Source organism: Kribbella sp. NPDC026596 (assembly GCF_040638415.1).
Lineage (GTDB): Bacteria > Actinomycetota > Actinomycetes > Propionibacteriales > Kribbellaceae > Kribbella.
In genome coordinates, this window is the sequence record NZ_JBEZYF010000054.1 from 1 (window position 1) to 25,759 (window position 25,759).

The following is a 25,759-nucleotide window of genomic DNA, read 5'->3' on the forward strand; positions in this document are numbered from 1 at the left end:
TACTCCAACGAATCGACCAGCACCAGACCGCCACACCGGCCCTCGCACAAGCCGCATGAACAACCCCGACGAACTTACGGCGCGGACCACTAAGGATCCGCGTGGTTGCCGCATCGGCCGGAAAGAACGTCTCGATCGCGATCTCGTCCAGCGTGACGTCGCGCGGCGAACCGAAGACCGTTGCCGCATAGAGGAATGCCAGCTCGCCGAACGGGGTCGACAACTCCAGCGGTACGACGAGATCGGAGCCAACCGGAGCGCCGGAGGACGCCGACCCGCCGTACGTCTCGAGCTCGGCGAGCAACTCACGGAGCCCGTCCGCCGCGGTCCGCTCGAGTTGGCGTCGTACCCGGCGGAGCACATGAGCCCGCCACTGCTCCAGATTGCGAACCATCGATGCCATCCCGGCAGGGTGCAGCGTCGCACGCAACATGTTGAGCGGCGGTCCGGCGAGCTCGCCGGGCAGATCACGGAGGAACGGCTGCATCGCCTGGTTGGCCGACAGCAGGTCCCAGCAGACGTTCACAGCGACCGCCGGGTTCGGCTCCATGCCGGTCAGCACCGCCTGAACGGCCTCCCGAGCCGGACCCAGCTCCCGGAACGGACGTTCACGATGAACCGGCGCGAAGCCCGCGGCCAGGTACAACCGGTTGCGTTCCCGCAAGGGGACATCGAGTTCGTCGCAGATCTTCTCGAGCATGTCCCGGCTGGGGTTCGACCGCCCGGTCTCGATGTAGCTGAGATGTTTCGCCGACAGGTCCGCGGCCAGTGATACATCCAGCTGCGAGCGACGACGCCGCTCCCGCCACCGCTTCACCAGCACCCCGACCGGCTCGTCCGAGCCCACAGACATCACGCTCACGCGCGCCACAATGCCGCCGTACCGGACGCCAGGCAATCACCTCCGAGGTTCTTGAGACGCATCCCCTCGCATCCCAGAGTGGAGCACATCAACCGACCGAAGGAGACCTTCGATGACCGAGAACACCGTCCCCGAGACCGACACCGGGCTGCTCGCCGTCCAGCGGTACGTCGACTTCTGGAACGCCTCCACCGAGGACGAGCAGCAGCGGCTGGCCACAACGACCTTCGCGACCACCGTCGCCTACCACGCACCCGTAGGCGTGCTACACGGGGTCGATGAACTCATCGGCTTCCGCGACCAGTTCGCCGACCACTCCCCCAACTACCGGTTCGAGACCAGGACGCTCCCGCAGGCACACCACGGCCGCGCCCGCCTGGAATGGGAACTGACGGTCGACAAAACCTCATTCGCGACCGGGACCGACGTACTCGAACTCGACGAAGAAGGCCGCATCGTTGCGATCGCCGGCTTCCTCGACCGCGCTCCGGACGGCTTCCCACATTGATCCGCCTCCGGCGCAGCCGAATCCAGTCGCGGTGCAGCCGACGTCTGCGAGGGCAGCCTCAAGGGTCAGAGGTTCTGGCGGTGTTGGAAAGCCGCCTGTTCTTGGAGGAACGTCCTGGCGGGTTCGGTTCTGGCGACGGATGCAGCGCGGGTGTAGGCAGTCGCGGCCTCGGTTCGCCGGCCGAGCTTGTTCAGCATGTGGCCACGGGCGGCGTGTAGCAGGTGGTAGTCGTCGAGTTCGTCGGCGAGTGCGTCCAGGATGTCCAGTCCGGCGCCAGGCCCGTGGAGCTCGGCGACCGCAATGGCACGGTTCAAGGCAACGACTGGGGTCGGCATCGCCCTGAGCAGCCGGTCGTAGAAGCGAACAATCGCGGACCAGTCGGTGTCCTCGTAGCGGGCTGCAGCGCAGTGCAGTGCCTGGATCGCGGCCTGCAACTGGAACGGCCCGAGCTGCCGTCGCCGGATGCAGGACAATACGAGCGTCTGCCCCTCGTCGATCAGGGCATGGTCCCACAGCGAGCGATCCTGATCCTGGAGCAGTACCCCGATCCCTTGGTCACCGCGAGCTGGCCTGCGAGCTTCACCGAGCAGCATCAGCGCAAGGAGACCGACAACCTCCGGTTCGGCGGGCATCAAACCACGCAGGAGCCGGGAGAGCCGGATCGCCTCGGTGCGAAGGTACGCGTGCCGTCTGTCGTCGCCACCGGCGTTGTACACCAGGTACAGCACTGACAGGACTGCTCGCAGCCGACCGGGCAACTCCGCGTCGCCAGGCACGCGATACGGGATCCGGGCCGCCTTGATCTTGTACTTCGCCCGCACCAACCGCTTGGCCATCGCCTCCTCACTCACCAGGAACGCCGATGCCAGGTCCCCGAGATCGAGTCCGGCGATGAGGCGGAGGGTGAGCGCCACCTGGTGCTCACCCCGTAGCGCCGGATGACAGCAGGTGAAGATCAGCCTCAGCTGATCCTCACCCACCGCACCGGAGGCCTCGCCTCGCAACCAGTCGGCGGCGATCTCCTTGGTCAACTCGCGTCCGCGCGCGTTCCGCCGTACGACGTCGACCGCGCGGTTGCGTGCGGTCGTAACGATCCAGCCGGCCGGGTTCCCCGGTACGCCGTCCCGCGGCCACCGATCCATGGCGGTCACGAACGCATCCTGTGCGGCGTCCTCGGCCAGGCTGATGTCACCGAACAGCCGCACCAGTGTGGCCACCGCCGGCCCGCTGGCGTCACGGAACGCGCGCTCGACTTCCTCCATCTCGTCAGTGGCCGGCCTGAACCCGGCCTGTCGCTCTGAACGGCCGCACCTCGATGTCGCGGTCAATCGCCTCCACCACCTTCTCCGCCCACGCCAGCGCCGCGTCCAGGTCCTCGGCGTTGATGACGTAGAACCCGCCGATGTGTTCCTTGGCCTCCACGAACGGACCGTCAGTGGTCACCTTGTCCAGGCCGGTGCCACCCCGCACAACAGTCGCCGCATCCGCTCCGTGCAGCGCTCCACCGAACACGAACGCCCCTGCAGCGTCCATCTCCTCCTCGAGCGCGACGACGCGGCCCATGAAGGCGTGCATCTCCTCGGGCGTGGCCGGCCCGCTCGGTCCACCGTCGTACACCGACAACAGGTACTGGTTCATCTCAAACCTCGACTCCGCGGGACCGTCCCGCTCCGACCTTGTGACGAAACACGGGTACGCGATCAGGACACCTCAGCATCTCGATCTTCGCCATCGCCGATCCAAGAAACTTCCGTCAAACTCCGACATAGGGTTGTCGCGAGCGGCTGTGACCGTGGGACCGAGCCCGCCGCTGCGGCGGGTCAACCACACGCTGGAGGACAGACCAATGACCCAACCCGCTCCCGGCAGCCTGGCCTGGTTCGAGGTCGCGACCGACGACGCAGACGGCGCCCAGAAGTTCTACGGCAGCCTGTTCGACTGGACCTTCGACGCCGACGGTCCCGCGGCATCCGGCGGCATGGACTACCGCAACATCAAGGCCTCCGGGTCCGACGCCCCGATGGGCGGCATCTTCGGCACCCGCGGACAACTGCCCAACCACGCGGTCTTCTACATCCTCGTCGCCGACGTCGAAGCGACCTGCACCGACGCCGAGCAACTCGGCGGGTCCGTGGTCAGCAAGCACCTCGACCCCGGGCCCGGCGCACCCGCCTTCGCCTACCTGCGCGACCCGTCCGGCAACCAGTTCGGGGTCTTCACCCCACCGGCGCCCTGATGTCACCCGACCCAGGAGAGGCGTCCCCGCCGGCGAAGTCCGGCGAGGACGCCGGCCGCGAGCTGTACGACGAACTCACCGACGACCTCCTCTACGAACCAGCCATCGGCCGCTCCACCATGATGGGCTACCCCTGCCTACGGCTCGCCGGCCGATTCTTCGCCTCGTACGACACCACGAGCGGTCTCGTCGTCAAACTCCCGGCAGCACGCGTGTCCGAACTCGTGGACTCAGGCGCCGGGGCCCAGTTCGCGCCGGCCGGCAAGGTCTTCCGCGAATGGGTCGCCCTGCCCACCATCGACCGGGACCTCTGGAGGGCCCTGCTCCGCGAGGCGGTCGACTTCGCCCGGGCGTCCCTGGACGCGTGATCCGACAAGCCTTGCCAAGACTGAATGTTAGTGACTAACATTTGAGCCGTGAGTTCACGGTCCGAACGGACGCGCGAACGGCTGTTGACCGCGGCGCTGGAGCTGTTCACGGAGCGCGGGTACGACGGCACGAGCGTCAGCGACATCGCCGCGCGCGCAGGGGTCACGGAGATGACGTTCTTCCGGCACTTCCCCGGCAAGGCGAGTGTGCTCGTGGATGATCCGTACGACCCCGTGATCGGCGCCGCGATCCGTCAACAGCCGACCAGTCTCGATCCGATCAGCCGTGCGGCCCGCGGAGTCCGGGCAGCGTGGCGGCAAGTCCCACGGCCGTCGATCGCGCAGGTACGGGTCCGGCTCCGCATCGTCGCCCACACCCCCGCGTTGCGTGCGAGCATCGCCGCCGGCACGGCCGCGACCGAAGCGGTGATCGCGGAGGCTCTGACCGACGGCACGACCTCCCGAAAGAAGGCACTCATCGCAGCCAGCGCCGTGATGAGCGCACTCAACACGGCCCTGCTCGAGTGGAGCATGACCGACGACGATGACCTCGGACAGGCCATCGAGACCGCTCTGGACGTCTTGGAGGATCGCCATCACTGACACGGTCCAAGCACACGGTCTGGTGCGAACGTTCGACGACGGCACCGGTGTACGGGGCGTCGACATCCGGGTCGCTCCGGGCGAGATCCACGCATTGGTCGGCCTGAACGGTGCCGGAAAGTCCACGCTCATGCGGCTGCTCCTGGGCATGCTCAAGCCTGATCGCGGAACCGTCACCATCGCCGGTCGAAGCCTCCGACATGCCGACATGCCGACTGGACGACCGTCGGACACCTGGTCGACTACCCGCTGGCGTACCACGAACTGACCTGCCGGCAGAACCTCGCCCTCGGCGCCAGACTCCACGGCGTCGCGCCGGCCAACATCCCAGGCATCGTCAGCGCCGCCATCGCAGAACTACATCTCGGCCAGTACGCCGACCGCCGCGCAAGCAAACTCTCGCTCGGCAACAAACAACGTCTCGGCCTCGCGTCGGCACTACAACACCAACCCAGCTTCATTGTGCTCGACGAGCCCACCAACACCCTCGACCCGGCCGGAGTGATCCTGCTCCGCGAGGCATTGCTGCGCCGCTCGGGCACAGGAGCAGGCGTCTTCGTCAGCAGCCATCACCTCGACGAAGTCGCCCGGGTGGCCGACCGAATCTCTGTCCTGAACGCCGGGCGGATCATCGGAACGCTCGACCCACACGGCATCGACATCGAGCGCTCCTTCTTCGACCTCGTCCACAGCGACGACACCGCCGCAAGATCACCGCGCTCGTGACAGAGTTCACCAAGCTCGCACACGCGACCGTCGTGCGAGTCACCTCGGTCCTGATCGTGCTCGGCATCGCGCTCATCTGCTCCTCGATGCTGCTGGCCGTCCACACTAACGATCCTCAACTGGCCGCGAAACTCGGACCGCTCGTCGACGGCCTGCCGAGCTCCAAGCGGTCGGCAAACAGTGACCGTCCGCATCTACGACCGGCTCGAAAGGGCGGCCACGATACCGATTCCCGCACCGCAGCCGGAGCCGTCTACTTGGTCGAGATGGACGTCACTCTTCAAGCCGGGTCGCTCGGCCGACCACGCCGAGTAACGACGTTCGTTTGCGCCGAGGTTCGTAGATAAGGGAAGCTTGGCCGCGGTGCGCCGGGAAGTCTGGTCGGCAGTGCCCGTCCCCAGCTGGGGTGCGGGCGGATCAGCGATTCCGGGAGGCGGCGTGACGTGGACGGCGACGAACTGCAGCGGTAACGGCAGCGTCACATTCTGTGCGTCGTGCGCCACCGGCGTATCGTTCAAAGGTGCACGCAGAACAAATCGCCGAGACGTACCCAGTGGTCACGATGGACACGGATGCGCGTCAGGCGGCCGAGCTACTCGCCTCCCAGCGGTTGCCCGGAATCATCGTGGTGGACAAGGAACAACGCCCGTACTCGGTGTTGCCCGCATCACAGGTGGTCCGCTGCCTGGTGCCGAGCTATGTGCAGGACGACCCGTCGCTAGCCCGGGTGATCGACGAGTCCCTGGCCGATCGAGTTGCCGACAAGCTCACAAATGTGACCGTCCGGCAGATGCTGCCCGACGAGCCTACCGAGTTGCCGGTGGTGAACTACGACGACACCGTCCTGGAAGTGGCTGCGATCATGGCGCGCCTGCGATGTCCGTTGGTTGCCGTCGTCAAGGACAAAGAAATCATCGGAGCGATCACAGCGTCGAGACTGCTTCAGCTCGCAATACCGCACTCGTAGCGCCTGACTCCCTGGCGGTGACGGCGTGACCGTCATCGCGATTGTTGTCTTCGTGATCGCGTACGTGCTGATCGCAACCGAGTGGACGCACAAGCTGCTCGCGGCGCTCGGTGGCGCCGCGGTCCTGCTTGCGCTCGGGGTCACCGATTCCGAGCATGCCTTCTACTCCCACGAGACCGGCATCGACTGGGACGTCATCTTCCTGCTGCTCGGAATGATGATCATCGTCGGCATCCTGCGCCGTACCGGAGTCTTCGAGTACGTCGCGATCTGGGCCGCCAAACGCGCCAAGGGATCGCCCCTGCGGGTGATGATCCTGCTCACGCTGATCACCGCGATCGCCTCGGCGTTCCTGGACAACGTGACCACCGTCCTGCTGATCGCCCCAGTCACGCTCCTGGTCTGCGACCGCCTCGGGATCAACCCGGTCCCGTTCCTGATCGCCGAAGTGATGGCATCCAACATCGGCGGCGCCGCCACGCTGATCGGTGACCCGCCGAACATCATCATCGCCAGCCGGTCCGGCCTCACCTTCAACGACTTCCTGATCCACATGACCCCATTGGTCGTGATCGAACTCATCGTGTTCACACTCGTGCTGCCACGGCTGTTCAAAGGCTCGTTCGCCGTCGACGAGGACCGCGTCGCCGACGTCTTGCGCCTCAACGAGCGCGAAGCGATCCAGGACACGCGGCTGCTGATCAAGTGCGGCGCGGTGCTCGTTCTGGTGTTCGCCGGGTTCGTCGGGCACACCGTGTTCCACGTCGAGCCGGCAGTTGTCGCCTTGCTCGGCGCCGGGTTGCTCGTGCTGATCTCGAAGGTCCCCACACGGCACTACATGTCCAGTGTCGAGTGGCAGACACTGCTGTTCTTCGCGGGCCTGTTCATCATGGTCGGTGCCTTGGTGAAGACCGGGGTGATCGCCGAACTCGCCGACCTGGTCGGTGAGGCGACGAACGGCAAGCCCCTGCTGGCTGTGATGCTGATCCTGGTCGTTTCGGCCGTCCTGTCCGGCATTGTCGACAACATCCCGTACGTCGCCACGATGAGCCCCGTGGTCCTGGAACTGTCCAAGAGCGTTACCGATCCGGCGCACGGCCACGCCCTGTGGTGGGCCCTCGCCGCCGGTGCGGACTTCGGCGGGAACGCGACCGCGGTGGGTGCCAGCGCGAACGTCGTGGTGATCGGCATCGCCCTGCGCGCCGGCAGCCCGATCAGCTTCTGGGAGTTCACCCGCAAGGGCGTGGTGATGACCGCGATCACCATCGTCGTCGCCGCTCCGTACCTCTGGCTGCGGTACTTCGTCCTGTCCTGACTCGGGAGATCCAATGCTGCTGTTGTGTTTCGCGGCCGTCCTGCTGCTTGCGGTCCTGGTGTCGAGCCTGGCCGGGCGAACGATTCTCTCGACCGCGGTCCTTTTCCTCGTCGCCGGGTTCGTGCTCGGCCCCGAGACCACCGGCGTGCTCGATCTCGAGCCCGGGTCGCCGGTGGTCTCGGTGCTGGCCGAGCTCGCGTTGTTCGCCGTACTGTTCACCGACGGCATGCGGGTCGGCTGGTCCGACTTGCGGTCCGCCTGGCGGCTGCCGGGTCGCGCACTGGGTTGGGGTCTTCCACTCACCCTTGCGATCACCGCCCTCGCCGCACACTTCGTGGTCGGACTGGGCTGGCCCGAATCGCTGCTGATCGGCGCGATCCTGGCACCCACCGACCCGGTGTTCGCCTCCGCGCTGGTAGGCAACGAGAAGGTCCCGGCCCGGCTGCGGCATCTGCTGAACGTCGAGTCCGGCGTGAACGACGGCCTCGCCTTGCCGTTCGTGATGGTCTTCCTGGCGGTTGCCGCCGGTCACGACTGCCTGCACCTCGGCGAACTGGCACTCGAACTGACCGTCGGCGTCGCGATCGGCGTCGCCGTGCCGTGGATCGCCATCCGCCTCGAGCGCACGCCGTTGTTCGCCGCTTCCACGAAGTACGAGCCGCTCAACGCCATGGCCATCGGACTGCTCGTTCTCGCGCTCGCGCAGACTCTGCACGGCAACCTCTTCCTCGCCGCCTTCGCAGCCGGCATCACGGTCGCCACCTTCGGACCGGCTCAGCGCGCCGCGTTCGAGCACTTCGGCGAACTGATCGCCGAAGTGCTCAAGCTCGCCGCCCTCCTGGTCTTCGGCTCCCTGATCTCCCTGGAGTTCCTCGCCGAGATCTCCTGGCAGGGCTGGATCCTCGCCGTCGTCGCGCTGCTCGTCGCTCGGCCGCTCGCACTCGCGCTCTCATTCCTGCGCTCCGGACTCGGCCCACGCGAACAGCTGGCAGCAATGTGGTTCGGCCCAAAAGGCTTCGCCTCGGTCGTCTACGGCCTACTCGTCCTCGAATCCGGAATCCCCGCCGCCGATCAGGTGTTCCACCTCGTCGCCCTCACCATCGTGCTGTCGATCGTCGCCCACTCGTCCACCGACATCCTCGTCGCCCGCTCCTTCGAAGGCGCCGACCTCACAGCAGAACCCACCCCGACGGCCCAAGGGGCCGGCGACGCCTGACGCCCCCCGGGGTGTCTGCAGAGGCTCGCCGTCCTCCCTGACGTCGACCGAGGGGACCAACCGTCAGCAAGTCTGCTGCTGAGTGAACAGCAGGCCGTCGCGGTCGATCGCCACAGCCCGGCGAGTACGAGCACAACGGTGCCGAAGGCGACCGGCCAGACTGGCTGCTGGGCAGAGTGTTCCAGTACTTCACCATCGCTCCGATGCGCGATCTGAGTCCGAGGCAGGGATTGTGGGCGGCGATCAAGGCCGACACACTGTCGATCCTCGCGTTCCAGATCGGGCTCTTTGCCGGCATGTGGGCCCACCAAACGGTGCTCTTCCCGCCAGGCCTGCCGAAGACGACCGCGGCCTATTGGCAGATGATGGAACTGGCCATGATCCTCGGCTTCTTCACTGCCTGGCCGGTGAACGCCGGCTGATCCGAATCGGCTGGAAAGAACGAATGTAGGCCCGTTCCATCGGACGGGCGAACGTCGAAGCCAAGCGATGGGGCAGACCGATGTGACCAGCCGACTGCCATCGTTTTGCGTTTATGTGACGGCCGAGCGCCGACGACCATCAACGCGACCGCTCCCCGGAGACCGCACGTTGAGTTCTCTTGACGACTGCGACTAGACCCTTTGGCAACTATGAAGCAGCGGGTAGGTCTGGAGCCAGGTTGATGAAAGTGAGAGGAGACTGACTATGACCCGGCTCGATGACGCTTCAGACACCCGAACAGCGCTTCAGGAGACAGGTAGCGCGTTCGGCCCTGCTGACGGCTGGTTCGACGTCGCAGTACTGGTCGAGAATGAGCTGACGGGTACCTCGGCAAGGCGAATGACGGACCTTTATCAGATGAAGAGCACGCCCTGTCGCTACCATCTGGTGCGCCCGCTCGGCGACGTCTCGGCCCGCACCGACGGCGCTCGTCAGGAGGCCGAGCGTCTGATGCAGAAGAGCGTCGAGCGCATGGAGGCTCTGCAAGCGTCCGTATCCGGAGTCGTCGCCGAGCAAGAGCCCATCGATGCGTTGCTCGATGCGATCACGACCACTCACAGTCAGGAAATTGTGGTCGTGACGAGGCGGCATCGGCTGGCGACGCTGCTCCAGCGAGATCTGGCATCGACGATCCGCTCCCGGGTCGACCTCCCCATGGTCCACCTCGTAGAGCGCTGAGTCGAATCGATGTGGATCGGCGTACATCCGCGCAGACAGCGTTGCTGATGTGGGATGCCTGGATCGGCATGTCGGTGATCGATGCCAACGGCAAACTTGTCGGCACGGTCAAGGACGTCGACACGAGCCTCCTCACGGTGGCCGGCGCCGGGCTGATGGACAACGACTGCTACGTCCGCGCGGAGCAGATCGCGGCGACGGACGAGGATCAGGTATTCCTCTCTGTCTCCGCCGCCGATCTGAGTATCGATTACGGACGCTGGATCTGAGGATGCTCGCGCCGCGTTGCCTGCGCTCGACATCCGGACTGGACACACGATGCACCACGCAATCCTGACGATTTCGATCATCGCCGTCTCGACGGTCTTCGCGCTGGCAGCAAATGCTGCACTGCGCAAGAAATGAGCACGAACCCAAACCGCCGCGTGTCTCCCCAACGCCGCTCGCAGCGCTCGGCTCGCCGTTGCGCTCACTTTGCGATCTGTTGACGAGGCTTCACCTGCCAGTTAGCGAAACGACCTCGGGGGTACGAGGTCATCAGACCTCCATCGAAGACAACAAGTGGAGAGAAGGCCAATGACTCATCAGGTTGTTGTTGCGGTCGACGGAGAACTGTCTGCGCAGGACGCGACCGCGGCAGCGGCTCACCGAGCAACCGACGGTCCGGTGGACTTTCACCTGCTGATCGCTACAAAGCAGGCGAGCACCGGCGACAGCGGACTCGCGATGTTCGGTCTGCGGCCTGGCGACACCTTCGGCTCAGCGGCGCTCGCACGGCACATGAATGTTCGACCGACCGAGGACGAGGACCAGTCTGGCTCCGGCCTCGGGGAGATCGTGGCAAAGAGCGCCAGGCACCTGAGGGCGGCGGGCGACGGCAACGTGACCGTTGCGATCACTCACGGGGACATGCTCTCCGGCGCGCGCGCCTTGGTGGGGACGACCGGTAGTCAAGAAGTGGTGATCGTCGCCGCGCCTGGCCGCTACCCACAGTTCGCGATGCCCGAGTGGACACAGAGGTTGTCCGTCTACCTCGGGCTTCCGCGAGTACGGGCAATTCAGCATGTCGACTGACGCAAGGGTGTTCGACTGACGAACGGGACGGACACTTTGGCAGTCCGTGACGGTTTCCGCGGACCCGGCGACCTCGGCGCGGATTGTGCGGCGAAGGTCACGAGCCCTTCTTCGGCTCGCTGCCATGATCGGCGGCGAGCCGCTGGAGCATGCGGTTGTAGGCCGCGTACGCCTCGTCGCTGTCCGGGTCGAGCCGCCGCGCGGGATCGACACCGACCTCGGTCGCGATCACAGTGCTACGTACCCGATCCAGCCACGGGCCGGTCATCCGCGCACGACGGCTGGGCGAGGTGACAACGGAAATCATCAGCCCGACGGCGGCGAACATCATGAGCCCGTCCCCAACCGCCCACATCAGTCCACCGGCCGTGTGGATGTCGGTCAGTGCCAGCGGCGCCCAGGACGGGTGCTGGCCCATCATCACCGGGAACGGATCGGGCGTCGCCTGCAGCAGGACGATCCCGACGACGGTGTCCGGCACCATTGCGATCAGGAACAGCACCAGTCGCAGCAGGTACCCCGGGTCTGGACGAATCGGCTCCTCCCCCAGAAGAGGCAGGAAGAACAGGTACCCGGTGGCGACGTACAGGACCTGCTCAGCCGGCATCAGCCAGGCATGCGTCGCCATCTGGTCCATGAACCCCGTCAGGTGAGTCCCGATGATCACCACCGTGTAGACCGCCAGCCCGCTCGCTGGATGAGTGAGGACGCCGACCGGCCGCGAGGCCACCAGCAACCGCGCCCGGGACTGACGACGGACCGGAAGAGCTTCGATGACAACCGTCACCGGATGTCCTAAAACAAGCAGAGCGGGGACCACCATGATGAGCAGCAGGTGGAGCACCATGTGCATCCAGAACACCGCCATCGCATAGCGACCGATCCCAGAGGCCACGCAGATCCACAGCACCGCGCAGCCGAGGCCGAACGACACCGCTCGCCACGGGGGAACCGTCGACCGCTCCAGGCCTCGCACCCGCAGGACGATGTAGCCGCCCGCGAACAACAGGCCGACCGCGAGCCACCCCGGCGCAAGCCTCCAACTGCCCAGAAACGAGCCCCAGTCCAGTGGTGGCGGCATCGAACTCACATCAGACATCGGCCCGCCCGTCATCCCCACCTCCACAACTTGTTCAATGCAAGCATTGCATACTGCAATCAAGGACCTGGGGCCGGCATGCGCGCTTGAGGAAGTCTCTACCGGTGCACAACTCTCGTTTCGCAACGGCGGGATCGTGACGAGAACGTACTGCGGCTGACCGGCGAAGGGCTCTCGAACCCGGAGATCCCCGACCGGCTGTTCATCAGCCGCAAGACCGTCGAGCACGATGTCGGCAAACCCTGCGCAACTCGGACTCCGTGACCGCGCCGAGGCCGTCAGGTACGCCGTACACCGCCAGCACGACCCCACTCACGACCTTCCTCTCCGAGGAGAACGTCGCGCAACTCATCAACCGGGCACAACAACTGGTCTGAACACCCGGCGGATCTGTCGCGGTGAATCGGCTCGAAAAGCCGCGTTCATGGCAGCTCGTAGCTGCACCGCCCGTCCGCAAGGCCTTGTTCAGGGTGCGCCGGGCGCTCTCCCGCGGTCCGTCGTACTCCGGGATGGTGGTTTCCGAGGCGGTCGACCGCAGCAGCACACCGGTCCTGTACGCACCGGGTTCGACCAGGCTGACGTGGATATCGCGGTGCCGGACTTCATACGCCGAGCCTCGGTGTAGCGGGCCAGAGCGGCTTTGGATGCGGCGTAGAGCCCCTCACCGGGTTCTCCGACCCAGGCAGCAAGCGAGCCAACGTTGATGATCCGCCCCTGCCTGCGCGCATGCCTGGGAGCACAGCTCGCGTCATGCGTACTGTGCCGAAGAAGTTGGTCTCGAACAGCTCTTGGCCCGCAGCAACTGACATTTCTTCGGCGAAGCCTTGATGCATGACGCCGACATTGTTGATCAGGACGGCGGCGTTGCTGGACGGCGACATGGAGTCCTCGCTGGGCGTGACCGGTCGGCTGGACGGCACCGTGCCGGGCGGCTACCGCCCGGCGAGGCGGAACTGCACCATAGGGAGTGCTGCGCCGCGGTCGTCGATCGGTGAACCGAGCGTGTTCTCGAGGGCGGGTTTCATCGTCTCCCAGGCCTCGGGGTGCCGCCTGACGTAGCGGTCGAGGCAGGCCGCAGCCCGATCCGCCGGAAGTATGTCCGCAGTGGCGCGGGCCGGGCCGCGACTACGGCTCCAGACGCGGACGTCAGGGTTCGCAACGACGTTCCGATACCACTGGGCCCGGGTCCCGAAGCCGGAGACGACGACGTAGCTGCCGGAGTCGGGCCGGTCGATGACTTCCAGGACAACGTAGCGGCGGTTGCCGGTCTTCCGGCCGATGTGTTCGAGCATCAGCATTCGCTGTCCGAACAGGAATCCGAGCCGGGCGCGATAGAGAACAATCGGTGTCCGCATCAGCCGGCGATTACGCAAAGCTTGGGTTGCCACAGCGACGAGTCTGTCGGCCACGACAGCAGGCAACGCAGACGCTCCAGGCATTCAAAAGACCTCGATTCGTAAGTGGTGATTGACTCGCTTCAGTCACACCGACCCGAGCGACGCACGACGCTTCCTGGAGCGGAGCGTGCTTGCGACGAGCATGGTGACTGCGAGGATTGCGTGCAGCCAGGTGTCTGCCTTGCCAGTCGGCACGAGGTCCGGGATCAGCGGTGTCTGATCGAGGGCGCCGTACAGCAAAAGGGCGACCATCACACCGCCGGTGATCGCGAGAAATCGGCGGCAGTAGTGGAGCGATCCCGCGCTTAACACGGCACCCGCACCGAGCAGCAGATGAACGACGTTGTGGAGCACCGACACGTGGAAGAGACCGAGAAGCGTCTCTGATCCCACGACGCTGAGGTCCACGTACTCGAGATGCTCTGCAAACAGACGAAGAAATCCGAAGCACGACAGGGTCAGCAGGACGCCCGCGATCCACAGCGCCAGCTCCTGAACGGATGTCGGGATGAGACGGGTCGATGTGTGGTCGTCCACGAGCTGCTCCTCATTCGCGGCCGGCGTTCAGTCCTCACAACCTGCGTCGTCGCAATCCGGTCGGGTGCCGGTGACAAACTCGCCGACGGCAACCGCCACCAGCACCCGTGTCGGCACGGCCTTCAGGTCCGGAACCATCCAGGCAGCTACGAACCCGGGCCCAAGCAGGACACCACCCACTCGAGCGCCACCCGAACACCGAGGCTCCGATCCACGGCCCTGTCCTGGTCAGGGGGCCAACCCGTCCACGACAGAGGTCCACGAATTCCACATCCGGCCCGTGCTTGGCCTATGACTGTAGGCCACAAGCGGTGCCCGGTGTCCGGCTCCTGGCGGACCGTCATGAAACCTCAAACTCTGCTCAATCCGAGCGCAGTCCTCGTGTGCCCGATAACCCGTCCACATGGGGTCCCGACCAGCCACCCGTTGCCCAGGCAGGCGGTGAAGCCGAGGATCAGGACCAAAATGCATCGTCGCTGGTGATGGCAGGAACCTTGGCTGATCGTGGCTGTCATGACCGTGCCCTCTTATGCCGAGGAGAGACCGGCGCCGGTGATCATCAGCGCCGGGGCTGCGGCCGTTGCGATGGCAGAACGCTTGATCATGCCCATCACAGTTGTCGGTCACCGGGCGGCGGGACTTTGGAGCCACCGCCCGCGACGCGGGTGCTGTACCCGCAACGAGGAAACCCGGACTCGCCGCGACTGTATTCCACAAAGACACCGTGCTCCTACCGAGAAGCGTCGGGCGCGCGCCGAACGCTCCTAGCCAAGCGTCGGTCCGAAGTCGGTCCGGCCACGCGCTTATCGCGGCGGTGTCCGCCGGTGAGTCACAGTGAGGCCGGCGACGATGAGGACGAATGCGAGTGCGACTGCGATTCCGGCGAGACCTAGGCGGTCGATGGTGTTGGCGACGGCGTGCTGGATGGTGCTGGCGGTGCCGATGATGGGATCGTTGGCGGTTGAATCGCCACGGAGGGTGCGGATCTCCCACCAGCCGTAGTACGCGACGTAGCCGCCGGACGCGACCAGGAGAACGCCTGCGGCTCGTGGTAGGACCGCCCCGATGCGGCGTAATCGTCCGAGCAGAGACGTCCGGGCCAGGGCGACCGCGACGGCCGCGGTCCCGACGACCAGTCCCATCCCGGCCGCGTACACCAGGAACAAGATCGCGCCGGACCAGATCGAGTCGGCGCGGAAGCTGGACACCACGACGGCAAGGAAGGGCGCGATCGTGCAGCTCAGGGATGCGACGGCGTACGACGCGCCGAAGGCGATCATCGACCGCCAAGACCGCGTCATGGTCGCAGGACCACGTCGGTGCAGGCGAAGCCCCGGCAGTGCCCGGCCCAGGAGGAGCCAGGCACCGAGGCCGGCGAGCAGAATACCGAGGCCGATGGTGAACCAGGGCAGGTAGCGCTGTATCGACGAGGCGACCGGTGCGAGGGCGAGGCCGAACACGCCGAAGACGAGCGTGAATCCGAGCGTCATGCCGGCCGTGAGGATCAGCGCGCGGCCCACCGCGACGGCGCGACTCGATGGCTGGTCCCCGACGACCAGCAGGGACAGGTACGCCGGCAGGAGCGCGAACCCGCAGGGGTTCACGCTGGCCAGCATGCCCGCCCCGAGCGCGATGGCCAGCAGACCTTCGGACATCGTGGTCAGCTCACGAGTTGCGCGACGCGCCGGTCCAGCTCGTCGTTGTCCAGGTAGCCCTGGAACGTGACCCGGCCGTCCCGGTCGAGTACGACGTACGAGCTCTGGACGATCACCCCGAACCGGGTCCACACCGCGCCACGTGCATCGTCGAGCTGCGGGAAGCTGCTGAGCTTGGACCCGAAGTCGCGGATCGCGCCGCTCTCGTCCAGGCCTCCGACGCCGACCACGTTGACCTTTCCGGCGTACTTCTCGGCCAGCGCGCTTACCCAGCCCGATTGGGCCCGGCAGGTCGGGCACCACGGCGCCCAGAACCACAACACGGCGGGCTTGCCGGCCAATCGGCGGCCGTCAAAGGTCGCGCCGGTGATGGTTCGCGCGGTGAAGTCCAGGTTGGCGACCGGCGCCGTGGTCTGCCCTGAGCTCGGCGACGGTCCGGCCGGCGGCGCGCCCGTTGACGCCGGGCCACCGCAGGCCCCGACCGCAATCGCCGTGATCAGCAGCCCGGATACTGTCACGGTCCGACTCGTGCACCAACGGATGGTCTTCACAGACTCATGGTGCAGCAGACGCCGGAGCCGAACCGTGAGCGCGATCACCGAACAAGCGGCGTTTCGGGGCGATGCTGTGGTCATGCGCGGACGGATCGTCAGGCTCCTGGCCGTGACGCTACTTGCCGTCACGGCGTGCTCGTCGCCATCGAACACGACGGACCGGCAGAGCGGCTCCCCTCTGGAGGAGCTCGAGCACGTCGAGCTACCTCAGGTCGCCGCCGGCCCGCGGGAGGACGGGCCGTCCGCGCTGGACAACATGCGTGACCAGCACCTGCCGAGACCGCTGCTGAACCCGGACCAGATCGTGTCCGGTGGGCCGCCGCCCGACGGGATCCCACCGATCGACGAGCCGCGGTTCTCCCGCGCGGCGACGGTCGGCTGGCTGGCCGGCACCGAGCCGCTGCTGTCGCTCACGGTCGGCGGTGAGACGCGTGGGTACCCGCTGCAGATCATGGTCTGGCATGAGATCGTGACCGACACCGTCGGCGGGGTGCCGGTTGCGGTCACGTACTGCCCGCTGTGCAACTCTGGGGTCGCGTTCGACCGCCGCGCTGCGGGGAGGGTGCTGTCGTTCGGTACGTCGGGCCGCCTGTACGCCGACAACCTGGTGATGTACGACCGGCAGACCGAGTCGCTGTGGCCCCAGCTCACCGGGCAGGCAGCCCTCGGCGTGCTCACCGGCACCACCCTGAAGGCCATCCCGATGGGCACCGTGGCGTGGCGCGACTTCCAAACCGCACACCCCGACGCATGGGTCCTGAGCCGCGACACCGGCTACGACCGTCCGTACGGCCGCAATCCGTACGCCGGGTACGACGACCCGACCGGGCAACCGCTGTTCCCGCTGCCTGGCACGGACGCGCGGCTCCCGGCGAAGGAACGCGTGATCGGCGTCTCCGGCACCCGCGACGCGATCGCCGTCGTCCGCTCGACGCTCGCCCAGAAGGCCGTCCTCGAAGTCACGGTCGACGACAGCCAACTGATCATGTGGCACCGGCCCGGCCAGGCCTCAGCCCTCGACGACGAGAACATCACCCGAGGTCGTGACGTCGGCAGTGTTGCCGTCTTCGATCCCCTCGTAGCCGTCCGGCGCCTCCATTTCGTTGCTGATGGCACCGGTTTCCGGGATCGTGAGACGGACTCGCGCTGGGATGTCCTCGGGCGCGCCATCAGCGGACCGCTGACCGGAGGCCAGTTGGAGCCGCTGCGTTTCCTCGACACGTTCTGGTTCGCCTGGGTGACTTTCCACCCCGATACCCGGGTCATCGGGTGACCACCCGAACAGCGGCCGAAGCGTGCCCGCACTCGGGTGGCCGGACCTGTCCGCGGTGCTCGTGGTCGAGACCACGCGACGCCGTGCTGCTGGTCGTGCGCGGCCGCACCGCACGCAAGGCGCTGCCCGTGGCAGCGGTGGTCGGCACCGTGCTGTCGCTGGTGAACCAGGGGTCGGTGATCGCCGGCGGTGGCGCCACCTACGGCACCTGGGTTCGAGTGGCGGTGAACTACCTGGTGCCGTTCCTGGTCGCCAGCACCGGCTATCTGTCGGGCCGTCGGGTGCGGGGACCCGCTGTCGACTGGCCGGGCTACGTTGCGGACTATCACGAGCGGCGTTCGGGCATCACCGAGCAGATTCTTGGCCAAGCGATCAGCCAGCGCGGCGAGACGCCGTACGCGTGGCTGGTGGACCTACCACTGCAGGATGCGTCGGGCCGGATCCTCGACATCGCCTGCGGGTCGGCTCCGACGCGTGAGCTGTTGCGCCGGCCCGGGTGGCTGGGGCTCGATGCGTCAATGGGTGAGCTGGCTGCCGCTTCCGCGGGGGGCCGTGTGCCGTTGCTCTGCGCTCGGGCGGACGTGCTGCCGCTGCCCGACGCAACGGTCGACGTGGTGTGCGCCGCGATGTGTCTGCAGGTGCTCACGCCCGTGGACTCAGTCCTGGCAGAGGTACGGCGCGTCCTTCGACCCGGCGGAACGTTGGTCGCGCTGGTCCCGTCCAGGGTGTCGCCTCTCGAGGTGTGGCATCACCGCTCGGGGATCGTCGCATGGGTCCGGGTGATGCGGGCTCTGCGGGTCCGCTCCGAGCCGTGGCCCAACCCGCGGGCGCGTGACGACCTGCCCGGGCTGCTGCGTGGACAGGGCTTTCTGATCGACTCCGACCGGCGCTGCGTGTTCCGTCGCGAGACCGTCGGCGCGACCGACGCCGAGCTGATGATCGACGGGTTGTACCTGCCGGGTGTCGAGTCCGAGGCGATCGCTCGAGCCAAAGGACTCCTCGCCGGGTGGGCCCGCCCAGGCCGATTCCTGCCCCTGCCGCTGCGGCGTGTCGTCGCCCACCTGCCCCACGACCGACACTGAGGAGAATCTGGATGTCGTATCTGCCGTCGCTGCCGCCCGACGCAACCCTGCCGCCGACGGCGCTGCAGGCGGTCCTCGCGCTGCGGGCCATCGCTCGCACCATCCGGTACGGGAGTTGCCAGGGAGGTCGGGGATGACATCGAGCCGATCGATCCGAAATCGCAAGTGGGCCGGTGGCCGGGCGCTGTGGCAGCTGGCCGGTTTCGCGCGGCTGACTCGTATCCGGTCGGCAGCGGTGGCCGGCGACGGGATCTTCCATGCCAGCCTGGCCGGGGCGGTGTTCTTCAACCCCGAGCACGCCACTACGGCGGGACGGGCGGCCGCGGGGTTCGCCGTACTACTTCTGCCGTACAGCCTGATCGGGCCGCTCGCGGGTGTCTTGCTGGACCATTGGCGCAGAACCCGGGTCCTCGCGGCGTGTACTGTGCTGCGCGCCGCCTTGGTCACGACAGCTGCCGGGCTCCTCGTGACGACCGGCCCAAGCGGGCCGATGTTCTACCTGGTGGCGCTGGTCGCGGTGAGCGCGGGCAGGCTGTTCAACGCCGCCGCCTCCGCCGCCCTCCCACGGGTGGTGCCACCCGCCCAGCTCGTACCCGCGAACTCGGTGTGGACCGCGCTCGGCACCGCCGCAACCGTTGTTGGTGGAGCGCTCGGGCTGGCACCCCGTGTTTTGGGCGCCAGCGGTGACGTCGCGGCTGCTGTGGCAGCAGTTGCCGCGGCGGCCGTCTACGCGTTGGTGTTCTTGATGACGTTGCGGTTCGACCGCGACGCGCTGGGGCCCACGACTTCCATGGACATGTCCGCCGTGGCGATCGCAGCCGGGGCGTGGCGTGAGGTTGTCGCCGGGGCCAGGACCGTGGCCGCGCACCGCCAGGCCGCAGCTGCCCTGGTGGCGATCGGTGTAGATCGCTTCTTCTACGGCATCTCGACCATCGCGACGCTGCTGCTGTACCGGAACTACTTCACCGACGCCGGTCTGCTGCGCGCCGGAATGGCCGGGGCCGCCCAGGTGGTCGCCGCCTCCATCGTGGGCGCCGTGCTCGCCGCGGCAATCACACCGGCGATCACGCGGCGATGGTCGAAACGGGCCTGGATCACGACACTGTACGGCGTCGCCGCCGCGGTGGAGGTGGCCTTCGGCCTGCCGTACCGGATGGCGCCGCTGCTCGTCGCGGCCCTCCTGCTCGGCTTGGTTGCCCAAGGCACCCAGATCTGTGTCCAAGCCACCCTGCAAGAACATGTCACCGACGACTTCCGCGGACGCGTGTTCTCGTTCTACGACACCCTGTTCAACGCCACCTTTGTCGCAGCCGCCGCGGTCGCCGCCGTCGCCCTGCCCGACAACGGCAAGTCCTACCCGATGCTGACCGTGATCGCCTGCGGGTACGCCGCCGTCGCCATCGGCTACCCCATCGCCACCCACCACACACCAACCGGAGGAACCGATGCAGCGCATGGTCGACGTCGGTGACCAGCTCGAAACCCTCACCCTGTACGACGCCAACGGTCAGCCGGCCGAACTGGACGAACTCCTCGACCGGCCGACTATCATGCCGCTGGTCCGCTACTACGGATGCATGCCCTGCCGATCGTTCCTCCACGAACTCAACGACGTACGGGCCGAACTCGACCAGATCGGCGTACACATCGTAGCCGTCGGCGGCGCGGCCGACTATCAGGCACGAGACCTGATGGACCACGGCATCGCCTTCCCGCTACTGCTCGACCCACCCACCGCCTGTACGGCGCTCTCGACCTGCGCCACATCCCGTGGTCGGCGCTTCTCGAACCGGTCACCTGGCGCAACTATTTCCGTGCCGCCCGCCGCGCGCGCCAGGGGCGCATCACCGACCACGTGTTGCAGGCACCTGGCCTGGTGATCCTCGACCGCGACCGTACGGTGCGGTTTCTGCACCGCGGCAAGACCCTCGGCGACTACCCATCCGTCTCCCGGATCATGGCCGCCGCGCGCGCTGCGGCCAGCCGCTGAACATCATGTGAGGAGCGACGTCAGCGCCGCGACGACCCCGGCCACGACCGGTGTGGCGATCCACGCGATGCCGAAGTCTCGTAGGGTCCGGAGGTTCAGCCGGCCCGCGTGGAGCCGGCGATCGCGCCCGTCGACACGTGCGTCGTCGACATCGGCAGTCCCCGTGCGCCGCCGAGCCCGACCAGCACCGCAGTGGTCAAGTTCGCCTGCAGCCCGCTCACGTGATCCAGTCTTGTGACGTCTTCGCCCAGGCGCCGTGCGACCCGGCCGCCGCGAGCAGCGCCACGATGGTCGTCATGCCGAGTCACCTCTTCGCTGGGGCAGCCGTGCCGGGATCACGCGACCTTACGAGCCGCTGGACGGGCGCTTCAGTGAGCGCGGTCACCGAACTCGGTGCCGCGGACGCCTAACGTCGAGGGTGACAACACCATCCGCGGTGGGAATGGAGATCGATGGCGATGCGAGCTGTCTGGAACGGCGCCGTACTGGCCGAGAGTGATGACACGATCGTGGTGGAGGGCAACCACTATTTCCCTGCCGAGTCACTGAGCCGGCAGTACTTCGACACCAGTTCCAACAAGTCGCTGTGCCCGTGGAAGGGTCTCGCGTCGTACTATTCGATCACCGTGGACGGCGTCACGAACACCGACGCGGCCTGGTACTACCCGCATCCGTCGCCGCTGGCCCGCAAGGTCAAGAACCGGGTCGCGTTCTGGAAGGGCGTCCAGGTCACCGACAACGCGATGCGGGCCGGCCGGTGACCGACGCACTGGAGGAGACGACGGATCACCTGGGCGAGGCGGTGCGGCGCAAGCAGGACCGCGACGAAGTGTTCGTGGAGTTGACCCGGTCGATCTGCCCGGTCTGCAAGGTGGTCATCGATGCGCAGGTCAACATCCGTGACGACAAGGTCTACCTGCGCAAACGCTGCGCCGAGCACGGCGAGTTCGAAGCCCTCGTGTACGGCGATGCACGGATGTACATGGACTCGATGCGGTTCAACAAACCGGGCACGATCCCGCTGACGTTCCAGACCGAGGTCAAGGAGGGTTGCCCGAGCGATTGCGGGCTGTGCCCGGAGCACAAGCAGCACGCCTGTCTCGGGATCATCGAGGTCAACACCGGCTGCAACCTGGACTGCCCGATCTGCTTCGCCGACTCCGGCCACCAGCCTGACGGCTACTCGATCACCGCCGAACAGTGCGCTCGGATGCTGGACGTGTTCGTGGCCAGCGAGGGCGAGCCGAGGTGGTGATGTTCTCCGGCGGCGAACCGACGATCCACAAGCAGATCCTGGAGTTCATCGACCTCGCCCAGCAGCGGCCGATCAAGTCGGTCAACCTCAACACCAACGGTATCCGGCTGGCCTCCGACAAGCGCTTCGTCGCTGAACTCGGCCGCCGCAATCGACCAGACCGGGCGCTGAACATCTATCTGCAGTTCGACGGCTTCGACGAGAACACCCACCGCGCGATCCGCGGCCGCGACCTACGCGCGATCAAGCAACGGGCGCTGGATAACTGCGCCGAGGTGGGGCTCACGGTCACTCTCGTAGCGGCGATCGAGCGTGGCCTCAACGAGCACGAGATCGGCCCGATCATCACCCATGGCCTGGCACATCCGGCCGTTCGGTCGATCGCGTTCCAGCCGGTCACGCATTCCGGGCGGCACTCGACGTTCGATCCGATGACCCGGTTGACGAACTCCGACGTACTGCATCTGATCGCCGACCAGTTGCCGCAGTGGTTCCGCACCGACGACTTCTTCCCGGTCCCGTGCTGCTTCCCGACCTGCCGATCCATCACCTATCTGCTCACCGAGGGCGTGCCCGGTGAACCGGACTTCGGGCTGGTGCCGATTCCGCGGTTGCTGAATGTCGAGGACTACCTCGACTACGTCTCCAACCGGGTGCTGCCGGGCGACGGTGTCCGGGAGGCGCTCGAGAAGTTGTGGAGCGCGTCGGCGTTCATTGGTACCGAGACCTCCAACGAGCGGCTCCGCCACGTCGCCGAAGCGCTCGACTGTGCGGATGCCTGCGGCATCAACCTCCCGGAGGCGGTCAAGGAGATCAGCGACAAGGCGTTCATGATCGTGGTCCAGGACTTCCAGGACCCGTACACGCTCAACGTGCGGCAGTTGATGAAGTGCTGCGTGGAGGAGATCACCCCGGACGGCCGGCTGATCCCGTTCTGCGCCTACAACTCCGTCGGCTATCGCGAACAGGTCCGCGCCGAGATGTCCGGTGTGCCCGTCGCCGACGTGGTGCCGAACTCGATTGCTCTGCAACCCGTCTTGACCGACTCACCCTACGGATCGAAGATCGCGAACGGTCACAACGGTCCCGGGAGGTCGCGATGACCGACCCTGGCGACATCAAGGCCTGCTGCGCGACGGCGTACTCCTCCGACCTGGTCGCGATGCTGCTCGGCGACTCCTACCACCCCGGCGGATCCACACTGACGCGCCGGCTCGCGACCGCGTTGGAACTCCGGGCCGGACAGACGGTACTCGACGTCGCCTCCGGCCGCGGGACGTCGGCACTGATGATCGCCCATGAGTACGACGTGACCGTGACCGGCATCGACCTGTCCTCCGCGAACGTGGCCCTCAGCAACGGCGCCGCCCAGGCGGGTGGACTGGCTGATCGTGTCCGGTTCGAGCTCGGCGACGCCGAGAAGCTGCCATGTCCGGACGGCGCGTTCGGCGCTGTCGTCTGCGAATCCGCTCTGTGCACCTTCCCCGACAAACCGGCAGCCGCTCGCGAGTTCGCCCGCGTACTGAAACCGGGTGGGCGGGTCGGCATCACCGACGTGACCGCCGACCGCGACCGGCTACCCCCGGAGCTCACCACGCTCAGCGCGTGGATCGCCTGCGTGGCCGATGCCCGCCCTGCCACGGAGTACGCCGACATCCTGACCGACGCCGGGCTGCGCGTCACCGACATCGAGCACCACGACGCCGCCATCAGCCGGATGATCGACCAGATCGAAGCCCGCCTGCAGTTCCTCCGCCTCACCTCCCGATCCAAGCTCGAGGCGTACGGCGTCGACGTCGACCGGGCCGCGCCAGTACTCAGCGCGGCCCGCGCCGCGGTCACCGACGGGGTCCTCGGGTACGCACTTGTCGCCGCCGAGAAGCCGACGACGGACCGCTCCGCCAGCGCGGTCACCGGCCGGGTCCGGGCCGGATCGCAAAGCGTGCGGGGATCATGAACCGACCACAACGAGTAGTGGACGAGTACGACCTGGTGGTGATCGGCGCGGGGGCCGCCGGTCTCGGCGCCGCCCGCGCCGGGGTCGGCATGGGCGCGAGGACGTTGCTGGTGTCCGACGGCCAGCCCGGTGGGGACTGCACCTTCACCGGCTGCGTCCCGTCCAGGACCCTGGTCGAGGCCGCGCGGGCAGGTGTTCCCTACGCGGTGGCCGCGCAACGGGTGCGTGACGTGATCGCGGCGATCGCCGCGACGGAAGATGCCGACGTACTTCGCGCCGAAGGCATCGACGTCATTCTCGAGCGAGCCAGGTTTCGGTCCCGCGACCGGATCGACGTCGGTGGCCGAACGATCACCGCGCGCCGGGTGGTGATCGCGACCGGCTCATCGCCGGCCGTGCCGCGCATTCCCGGGCTGCGCGAGACCGGGTTCCTGACCAACGAGACGATCTTCGACCTGCCGGAGTTACCGCGGGCGCTGGCGATCGTCGGCGGCGGCGCGATCGGGTGCGAACTGGCCCAGGCCTTCAGCCGGCTCTGCAGCCAGGTCACCCTGATCGAGCGGGCCGACCGGCTGCTCCCCGACCAGGACCCGCTCGCCTCGGCGATCATTGCCGAGGTGCTGACCCGCGAGGGCGTCGACGTCCGGGTCTCGGCCGGCCTGAAAACCGTCCTTCCCGGCCCGCACCTGGAACTGGACGACGGTACGACGGTGACGGCCACGCACATTCTCGTCGCGATCGGCCGCAGGCCACCGGCGGCAGACCTCGCGGTCGGCGCCGCAGGCGTCGAGACCGATCCCCGCGGCTACGTCCGGACCGACAAACACCTCGCCACCACGGCACGCGGGATCTACGCAGCCGGTGACGTCACCGGACGAACACAACTCACCCACGCGGCCTATCAAATGGGTCGGATCGCGGTCGGGAACGCACTCGGCCGGTGGCCGGCGACCTACCGCGAGGATGTCATCCCACAGGTGGTGTTCACCGATCCCGAGGTCGCCCAGGTCGGCATCCTGGCCACCGAGGCACCGGCCGGCGCCCGGATCGCCGAGCTTCCGATGATCGGACTCGACCGCGCATTGACCGCGCGCGCGACGGACGGTTTCGTGAAACTCGTCGCCGGGCGGCGACGGCTGCTCGGCAACCTCGGCGGCGGCCGGATACTCGGCGCCACGATCGTTGCCGAACGGGCCGGGGAACTCATCCACGAACCGACGCTCGCGATGGCAACCGGCATGTTCACCGGCCGGCTGGCCGCGACCAGCCACGCGTACCCGACCTGGTCGATGGCGGTCCAACTCGCCGCCGCCCAGTTCTTCATGACAATCGACGGCCGGACGACGCGAACTGTGAGCGCGGGAGTCAGGCCTCCCAGGCCTGGGCGGTGAACGCATCGTCCAGTGGCGTGTGGGCCAGGTGGTTGATGTAGTTCGACAATGTCTTCATCGCCACACCTACAAGGACGTCCAGGATCTGCCGCTGCGCGAACCCAGCCGACACGAACTGCTGCACCTCGTCCTCGGGAACGTCGCCCTGCTCGGTGACCACGGCCTGGGTGAACCTGCGGATCGCCTCCAACTGTGGGTCGGCCAACGGTTCACCATCCCGCAGCGCGGCGACCGCTTCACTGTCCAGTCCGGACCGCAGAGCGTTGGTGGAGTGCACGGCCATGCAGTAGTGGCAGCCATTGAGCCGGCTGACCGTAAGCCACACAACGTCCTGACCGCCCTTGGGCAGCGACGTCCTGCGGAACTGCTGCGAAAGCGCCTGGTACGCGTTCAACGCCTCAGGCGACTCCGCCATGATGCCGTACAGGTTCGGGATGAATCCGAGGTACTTGCGGATCCCAGCCAGGACCGGGCGCGCTTCGTCCGGGGCGGTGTGTTCGTCATGGATGGTGAACTCCGTCATCGATCTCCCT

The 25,759-nt window shown here is 67.0% G+C and carries 35 protein-coding genes and 1 pseudogene; 25 read left to right on the forward strand and 11 right to left on the reverse strand.

The genetic code is table 11. The features are described 5' to 3' along the window. On the reverse strand, window positions 1–853 hold an 853-nt coding region (locus tag AB0E63_RS33385), incomplete at its 3' end, for a helix-turn-helix transcriptional regulator (RefSeq protein ID WP_360375192.1). A 121-nt stretch (window positions 854–974) separates the two neighbouring features. Between AB0E63_RS33385 and AB0E63_RS33390 the strand changes: the two genes are divergently transcribed. Continuing rightward, window positions 975–1,370, forward strand: coding sequence for a nuclear transport factor 2 family protein (locus AB0E63_RS33390; protein ID WP_360375065.1), 396 nt, complete (start codon window positions 975–977; stop codon window positions 1,368–1,370). Between the two features lie 65 nt (window positions 1,371–1,435). On the opposite strand, the gene AB0E63_RS33395 is transcribed toward AB0E63_RS33390, so the two are convergent. Beyond that, a complete protein-coding gene (locus tag AB0E63_RS33395; RefSeq protein WP_360375067.1) occupies window positions 1,436–2,632 on the reverse strand; it encodes a DUF6596 domain-containing protein in 1,197 nt (398 codons plus the stop codon). Window positions 2,633–2,636: 4 nt separating this feature from the next. Further along, window positions 2,637–3,008, reverse strand: coding sequence for a YciI family protein (locus AB0E63_RS33400; RefSeq protein ID WP_360375069.1), 372 nt, complete (start codon window positions 3,006–3,008; stop codon window positions 2,637–2,639). 208 nt (window positions 3,009–3,216) lie between these two features. On the opposite strand from AB0E63_RS33400, the gene AB0E63_RS33405 reads away from it, so the two are divergent. The 12 genes from AB0E63_RS33405 (at window position 3,217) to AB0E63_RS33460 (ending at window position 11,036) form a co-directional block, all read left to right on the forward strand. Continuing rightward, window positions 3,217–3,606: a VOC family protein gene (locus AB0E63_RS33405; protein ID WP_360375071.1), complete on the forward strand. Its 390-nt coding sequence runs from the start codon at window positions 3,217–3,219 to the stop codon at window positions 3,604–3,606. Continuing rightward, the gene (locus AB0E63_RS33410; RefSeq protein ID WP_360375073.1) at window positions 3,606–3,974 is read left to right on the forward strand and encodes a hypothetical protein; all 369 of its coding nucleotides are present in this window, start codon (window positions 3,606–3,608) and stop codon (window positions 3,972–3,974) included. Before AB0E63_RS33405 ends, AB0E63_RS33410 begins: the two co-directional genes overlap by 1 nt. A gap of 48 nt (window positions 3,975–4,022) precedes the next feature. Next, window positions 4,023–4,577, forward strand: coding sequence for a TetR family transcriptional regulator (locus AB0E63_RS33415; protein ID WP_360375075.1), 555 nt, complete (start codon window positions 4,023–4,025; stop codon window positions 4,575–4,577). Window positions 4,578–4,599: 22 nt separating this feature from the next. Beyond that, window positions 4,600–4,845 (forward strand): ATP-binding cassette domain-containing protein, encoded by a 246-nt coding sequence (locus AB0E63_RS33420; RefSeq protein WP_360375077.1) that lies wholly within the window; start codon window positions 4,600–4,602, stop codon window positions 4,843–4,845. Next, window positions 4,842–5,303, forward strand: a complete 462-nt coding sequence (locus AB0E63_RS33425; protein ID WP_360375194.1) for an ATP-binding cassette domain-containing protein — start codon at window positions 4,842–4,844, stop codon at window positions 5,301–5,303. The genes AB0E63_RS33420 and AB0E63_RS33425 overlap by 4 nt, the downstream gene beginning before the upstream one ends. A 520-nt stretch (window positions 5,304–5,823) precedes the next feature. After that, window positions 5,824–6,270 carry a CBS domain-containing protein gene (locus AB0E63_RS33430; protein WP_360375079.1) on the forward strand — a complete coding sequence of 149 codons (447 nt, stop codon included), beginning with the start codon at window positions 5,824–5,826 and terminating at the stop codon, window positions 6,268–6,270. Window positions 6,271–6,295: 25 nt separating this feature from the next. Beyond that, window positions 6,296–7,585 (forward strand): ArsB/NhaD family transporter, encoded by a 1,290-nt coding sequence (locus tag AB0E63_RS33435; protein WP_360375081.1) that lies wholly within the window; start codon window positions 6,296–6,298, stop codon window positions 7,583–7,585. Between the two features lie 13 nt (window positions 7,586–7,598). Then, window positions 7,599–8,801 carry a cation:proton antiporter gene (locus AB0E63_RS33440; RefSeq protein ID WP_360375083.1) on the forward strand — a complete coding sequence of 401 codons (1,203 nt, stop codon included), beginning with the start codon at window positions 7,599–7,601 and terminating at the stop codon, window positions 8,799–8,801. 167 nt (window positions 8,802–8,968) lie between these two features. Continuing rightward, the gene (locus AB0E63_RS33445) at window positions 8,969–9,223 is read left to right on the forward strand and encodes a DUF4396 domain-containing protein (RefSeq protein WP_360375196.1); all 255 of its coding nucleotides are present in this window, start codon (window positions 8,969–8,971) and stop codon (window positions 9,221–9,223) included. Between the two features lie 265 nt (window positions 9,224–9,488). Next, on the forward strand, window positions 9,489–9,962 hold the full coding sequence (locus tag AB0E63_RS33450; protein WP_360375085.1) for a hypothetical protein: 474 nt from the start codon (window positions 9,489–9,491) through the stop codon (window positions 9,960–9,962). An 11-nt stretch (window positions 9,963–9,973) separates the two neighbouring features. Continuing rightward, on the forward strand, window positions 9,974–10,231 hold the full coding sequence (locus AB0E63_RS33455; RefSeq protein WP_360375087.1) for a DUF2171 domain-containing protein: 258 nt from the start codon (window positions 9,974–9,976) through the stop codon (window positions 10,229–10,231). A 307-nt stretch (window positions 10,232–10,538) separates the two neighbouring features. After that, the gene (locus AB0E63_RS33460) at window positions 10,539–11,036 is read left to right on the forward strand and encodes a hypothetical protein (RefSeq protein ID WP_360375089.1); all 498 of its coding nucleotides are present in this window, start codon (window positions 10,539–10,541) and stop codon (window positions 11,034–11,036) included. A gap of 97 nt (window positions 11,037–11,133) precedes the next feature. Here the strand turns inward: AB0E63_RS33460 and AB0E63_RS33465 are convergent, their stop codons facing one another. Continuing rightward, complete coding sequence (locus tag AB0E63_RS33465; protein ID WP_360375090.1) at window positions 11,134–12,135, reverse strand: cytochrome c oxidase assembly protein; 1,002 nt, start codon at window positions 12,133–12,135, stop codon at window positions 11,134–11,136. Window positions 12,136–12,291: 156 nt separating this feature from the next. On the opposite strand from AB0E63_RS33465, the gene AB0E63_RS33470 reads away from it, so the two are divergent. Continuing rightward, entirely contained in the window at window positions 12,292–12,399 is a 108-nt protein-coding gene (locus AB0E63_RS33470) for a hypothetical protein (RefSeq protein WP_360375198.1), read from the forward strand. Window positions 12,400–12,600: 201 nt separating this feature from the next. On the opposite strand, the pseudogene AB0E63_RS33475 reads toward AB0E63_RS33470, so the two are convergent. From AB0E63_RS33475 to AB0E63_RS33495, 5 genes and pseudogenes are all read right to left on the reverse strand, one after another. Beyond that, window positions 12,601–13,016 (reverse strand): annotated as a pseudogene (locus AB0E63_RS33475) (SDR family NAD(P)-dependent oxidoreductase). 51 nt (window positions 13,017–13,067) lie between these two features. After that, on the reverse strand, window positions 13,068–13,523 hold the full coding sequence (locus AB0E63_RS33480; RefSeq protein WP_360375092.1) for a nitroreductase family deazaflavin-dependent oxidoreductase: 456 nt from the start codon (window positions 13,521–13,523) through the stop codon (window positions 13,068–13,070). Window positions 13,524–13,616: 93 nt separating this feature from the next. Then, entirely contained in the window at window positions 13,617–14,069 is a 453-nt protein-coding gene (locus AB0E63_RS33485) for a DUF4383 domain-containing protein (RefSeq protein WP_360375094.1), read from the reverse strand. An 803-nt stretch (window positions 14,070–14,872) separates the two neighbouring features. After that, window positions 14,873–15,724, reverse strand: coding sequence for a cytochrome c biogenesis protein CcdA (locus AB0E63_RS33490; RefSeq protein WP_360375096.1), 852 nt, complete (start codon window positions 15,722–15,724; stop codon window positions 14,873–14,875). Window positions 15,725–15,729: 5 nt separating this feature from the next. Next, entirely contained in the window at window positions 15,730–16,242 is a 513-nt protein-coding gene (locus AB0E63_RS33495) for a redoxin family protein (protein ID WP_360375098.1), read from the reverse strand. A gap of 115 nt (window positions 16,243–16,357) precedes the next feature. On the opposite strand from AB0E63_RS33495, the gene AB0E63_RS33500 reads away from it, so the two are divergent. The 6 genes from AB0E63_RS33500 to AB0E63_RS33525 are packed head-to-tail and all read left to right on the forward strand — an operon-like array spanning window position 16,358 to window position 20,623. After that, entirely contained in the window at window positions 16,358–17,551 is a 1,194-nt protein-coding gene (locus AB0E63_RS33500; RefSeq protein WP_360375100.1) for a DUF3179 domain-containing protein, read from the forward strand. Beyond that, window positions 17,548–18,633 carry a nitrate/nitrite transporter NrtS gene (gene nrtS, locus AB0E63_RS33505; protein WP_360375102.1) on the forward strand — a complete coding sequence of 362 codons (1,086 nt, stop codon included), beginning with the start codon at window positions 17,548–17,550 and terminating at the stop codon, window positions 18,631–18,633. The genes AB0E63_RS33500 and nrtS overlap by 4 nt, the downstream gene beginning before the upstream one ends. Window positions 18,634–18,644: 11 nt before the next feature. Continuing rightward, window positions 18,645–18,770: a hypothetical protein gene (locus AB0E63_RS33510; RefSeq protein WP_360375104.1), complete on the forward strand. Its 126-nt coding sequence runs from the start codon at window positions 18,645–18,647 to the stop codon at window positions 18,768–18,770. Next, window positions 18,767–20,104: an MFS transporter gene (locus AB0E63_RS33515; RefSeq protein ID WP_360375106.1), complete on the forward strand. Its 1,338-nt coding sequence runs from the start codon at window positions 18,767–18,769 to the stop codon at window positions 20,102–20,104. Before AB0E63_RS33510 ends, AB0E63_RS33515 begins: the two co-directional genes overlap by 4 nt. Continuing rightward, complete coding sequence (locus tag AB0E63_RS33520) at window positions 20,079–20,513, forward strand: redoxin domain-containing protein (RefSeq protein WP_360375108.1); 435 nt, start codon at window positions 20,079–20,081, stop codon at window positions 20,511–20,513. The genes AB0E63_RS33515 and AB0E63_RS33520 overlap by 26 nt, the downstream gene beginning before the upstream one ends. Further along, complete coding sequence (locus AB0E63_RS33525; protein ID WP_360375110.1) at window positions 20,489–20,623, forward strand: hypothetical protein; 135 nt, start codon at window positions 20,489–20,491, stop codon at window positions 20,621–20,623. Before AB0E63_RS33520 ends, AB0E63_RS33525 begins: the two co-directional genes overlap by 25 nt. A 95-nt stretch (window positions 20,624–20,718) precedes the next feature. On the opposite strand, the gene AB0E63_RS33530 is transcribed toward AB0E63_RS33525, so the two are convergent. Next, the gene (locus AB0E63_RS33530; RefSeq protein WP_360375112.1) at window positions 20,719–20,931 is read right to left on the reverse strand and encodes an inorganic phosphate transporter; all 213 of its coding nucleotides are present in this window, start codon (window positions 20,929–20,931) and stop codon (window positions 20,719–20,721) included. 144 nt (window positions 20,932–21,075) lie between these two features. Between AB0E63_RS33530 and AB0E63_RS33535 the strand changes: the two genes are divergently transcribed. The 5 genes from AB0E63_RS33535 to AB0E63_RS33555 are packed head-to-tail and all read left to right on the forward strand — an operon-like array spanning window position 21,076 to window position 25,226. Next, on the forward strand, window positions 21,076–21,384 hold the full coding sequence (locus tag AB0E63_RS33535) for a DUF427 domain-containing protein (RefSeq protein ID WP_360375114.1): 309 nt from the start codon (window positions 21,076–21,078) through the stop codon (window positions 21,382–21,384). Then, window positions 21,381–21,878: a hypothetical protein gene (locus AB0E63_RS33540; RefSeq protein WP_360375116.1), complete on the forward strand. Its 498-nt coding sequence runs from the start codon at window positions 21,381–21,383 to the stop codon at window positions 21,876–21,878. The genes AB0E63_RS33535 and AB0E63_RS33540 overlap by 4 nt, the downstream gene beginning before the upstream one ends. Further along, a complete protein-coding gene (locus AB0E63_RS33545) occupies window positions 21,878–22,981 on the forward strand; it encodes a radical SAM protein (protein ID WP_360375200.1) in 1,104 nt (367 codons plus the stop codon). Before AB0E63_RS33540 ends, AB0E63_RS33545 begins: the two co-directional genes overlap by 1 nt. Beyond that, complete coding sequence (locus tag AB0E63_RS33550; protein WP_360375118.1) at window positions 22,978–23,835, forward strand: methyltransferase domain-containing protein; 858 nt, start codon at window positions 22,978–22,980, stop codon at window positions 23,833–23,835. The genes AB0E63_RS33545 and AB0E63_RS33550 overlap by 4 nt, the downstream gene beginning before the upstream one ends. Next, window positions 23,832–25,226 carry an FAD-dependent oxidoreductase gene (locus tag AB0E63_RS33555; protein ID WP_360375120.1) on the forward strand — a complete coding sequence of 465 codons (1,395 nt, stop codon included), beginning with the start codon at window positions 23,832–23,834 and terminating at the stop codon, window positions 25,224–25,226. The genes AB0E63_RS33550 and AB0E63_RS33555 overlap by 4 nt, the downstream gene beginning before the upstream one ends. On the opposite strand, the gene AB0E63_RS33560 is transcribed toward AB0E63_RS33555, so the two are convergent. Next, window positions 25,201–25,749 (reverse strand): carboxymuconolactone decarboxylase family protein, encoded by a 549-nt coding sequence (locus tag AB0E63_RS33560; RefSeq protein WP_360375122.1) that lies wholly within the window; start codon window positions 25,747–25,749, stop codon window positions 25,201–25,203. The two genes, AB0E63_RS33555 and AB0E63_RS33560, sit on opposite strands and share 26 nt — an antisense overlap. Between the last annotated feature and the right edge of the window lie 10 nt (window positions 25,750–25,759).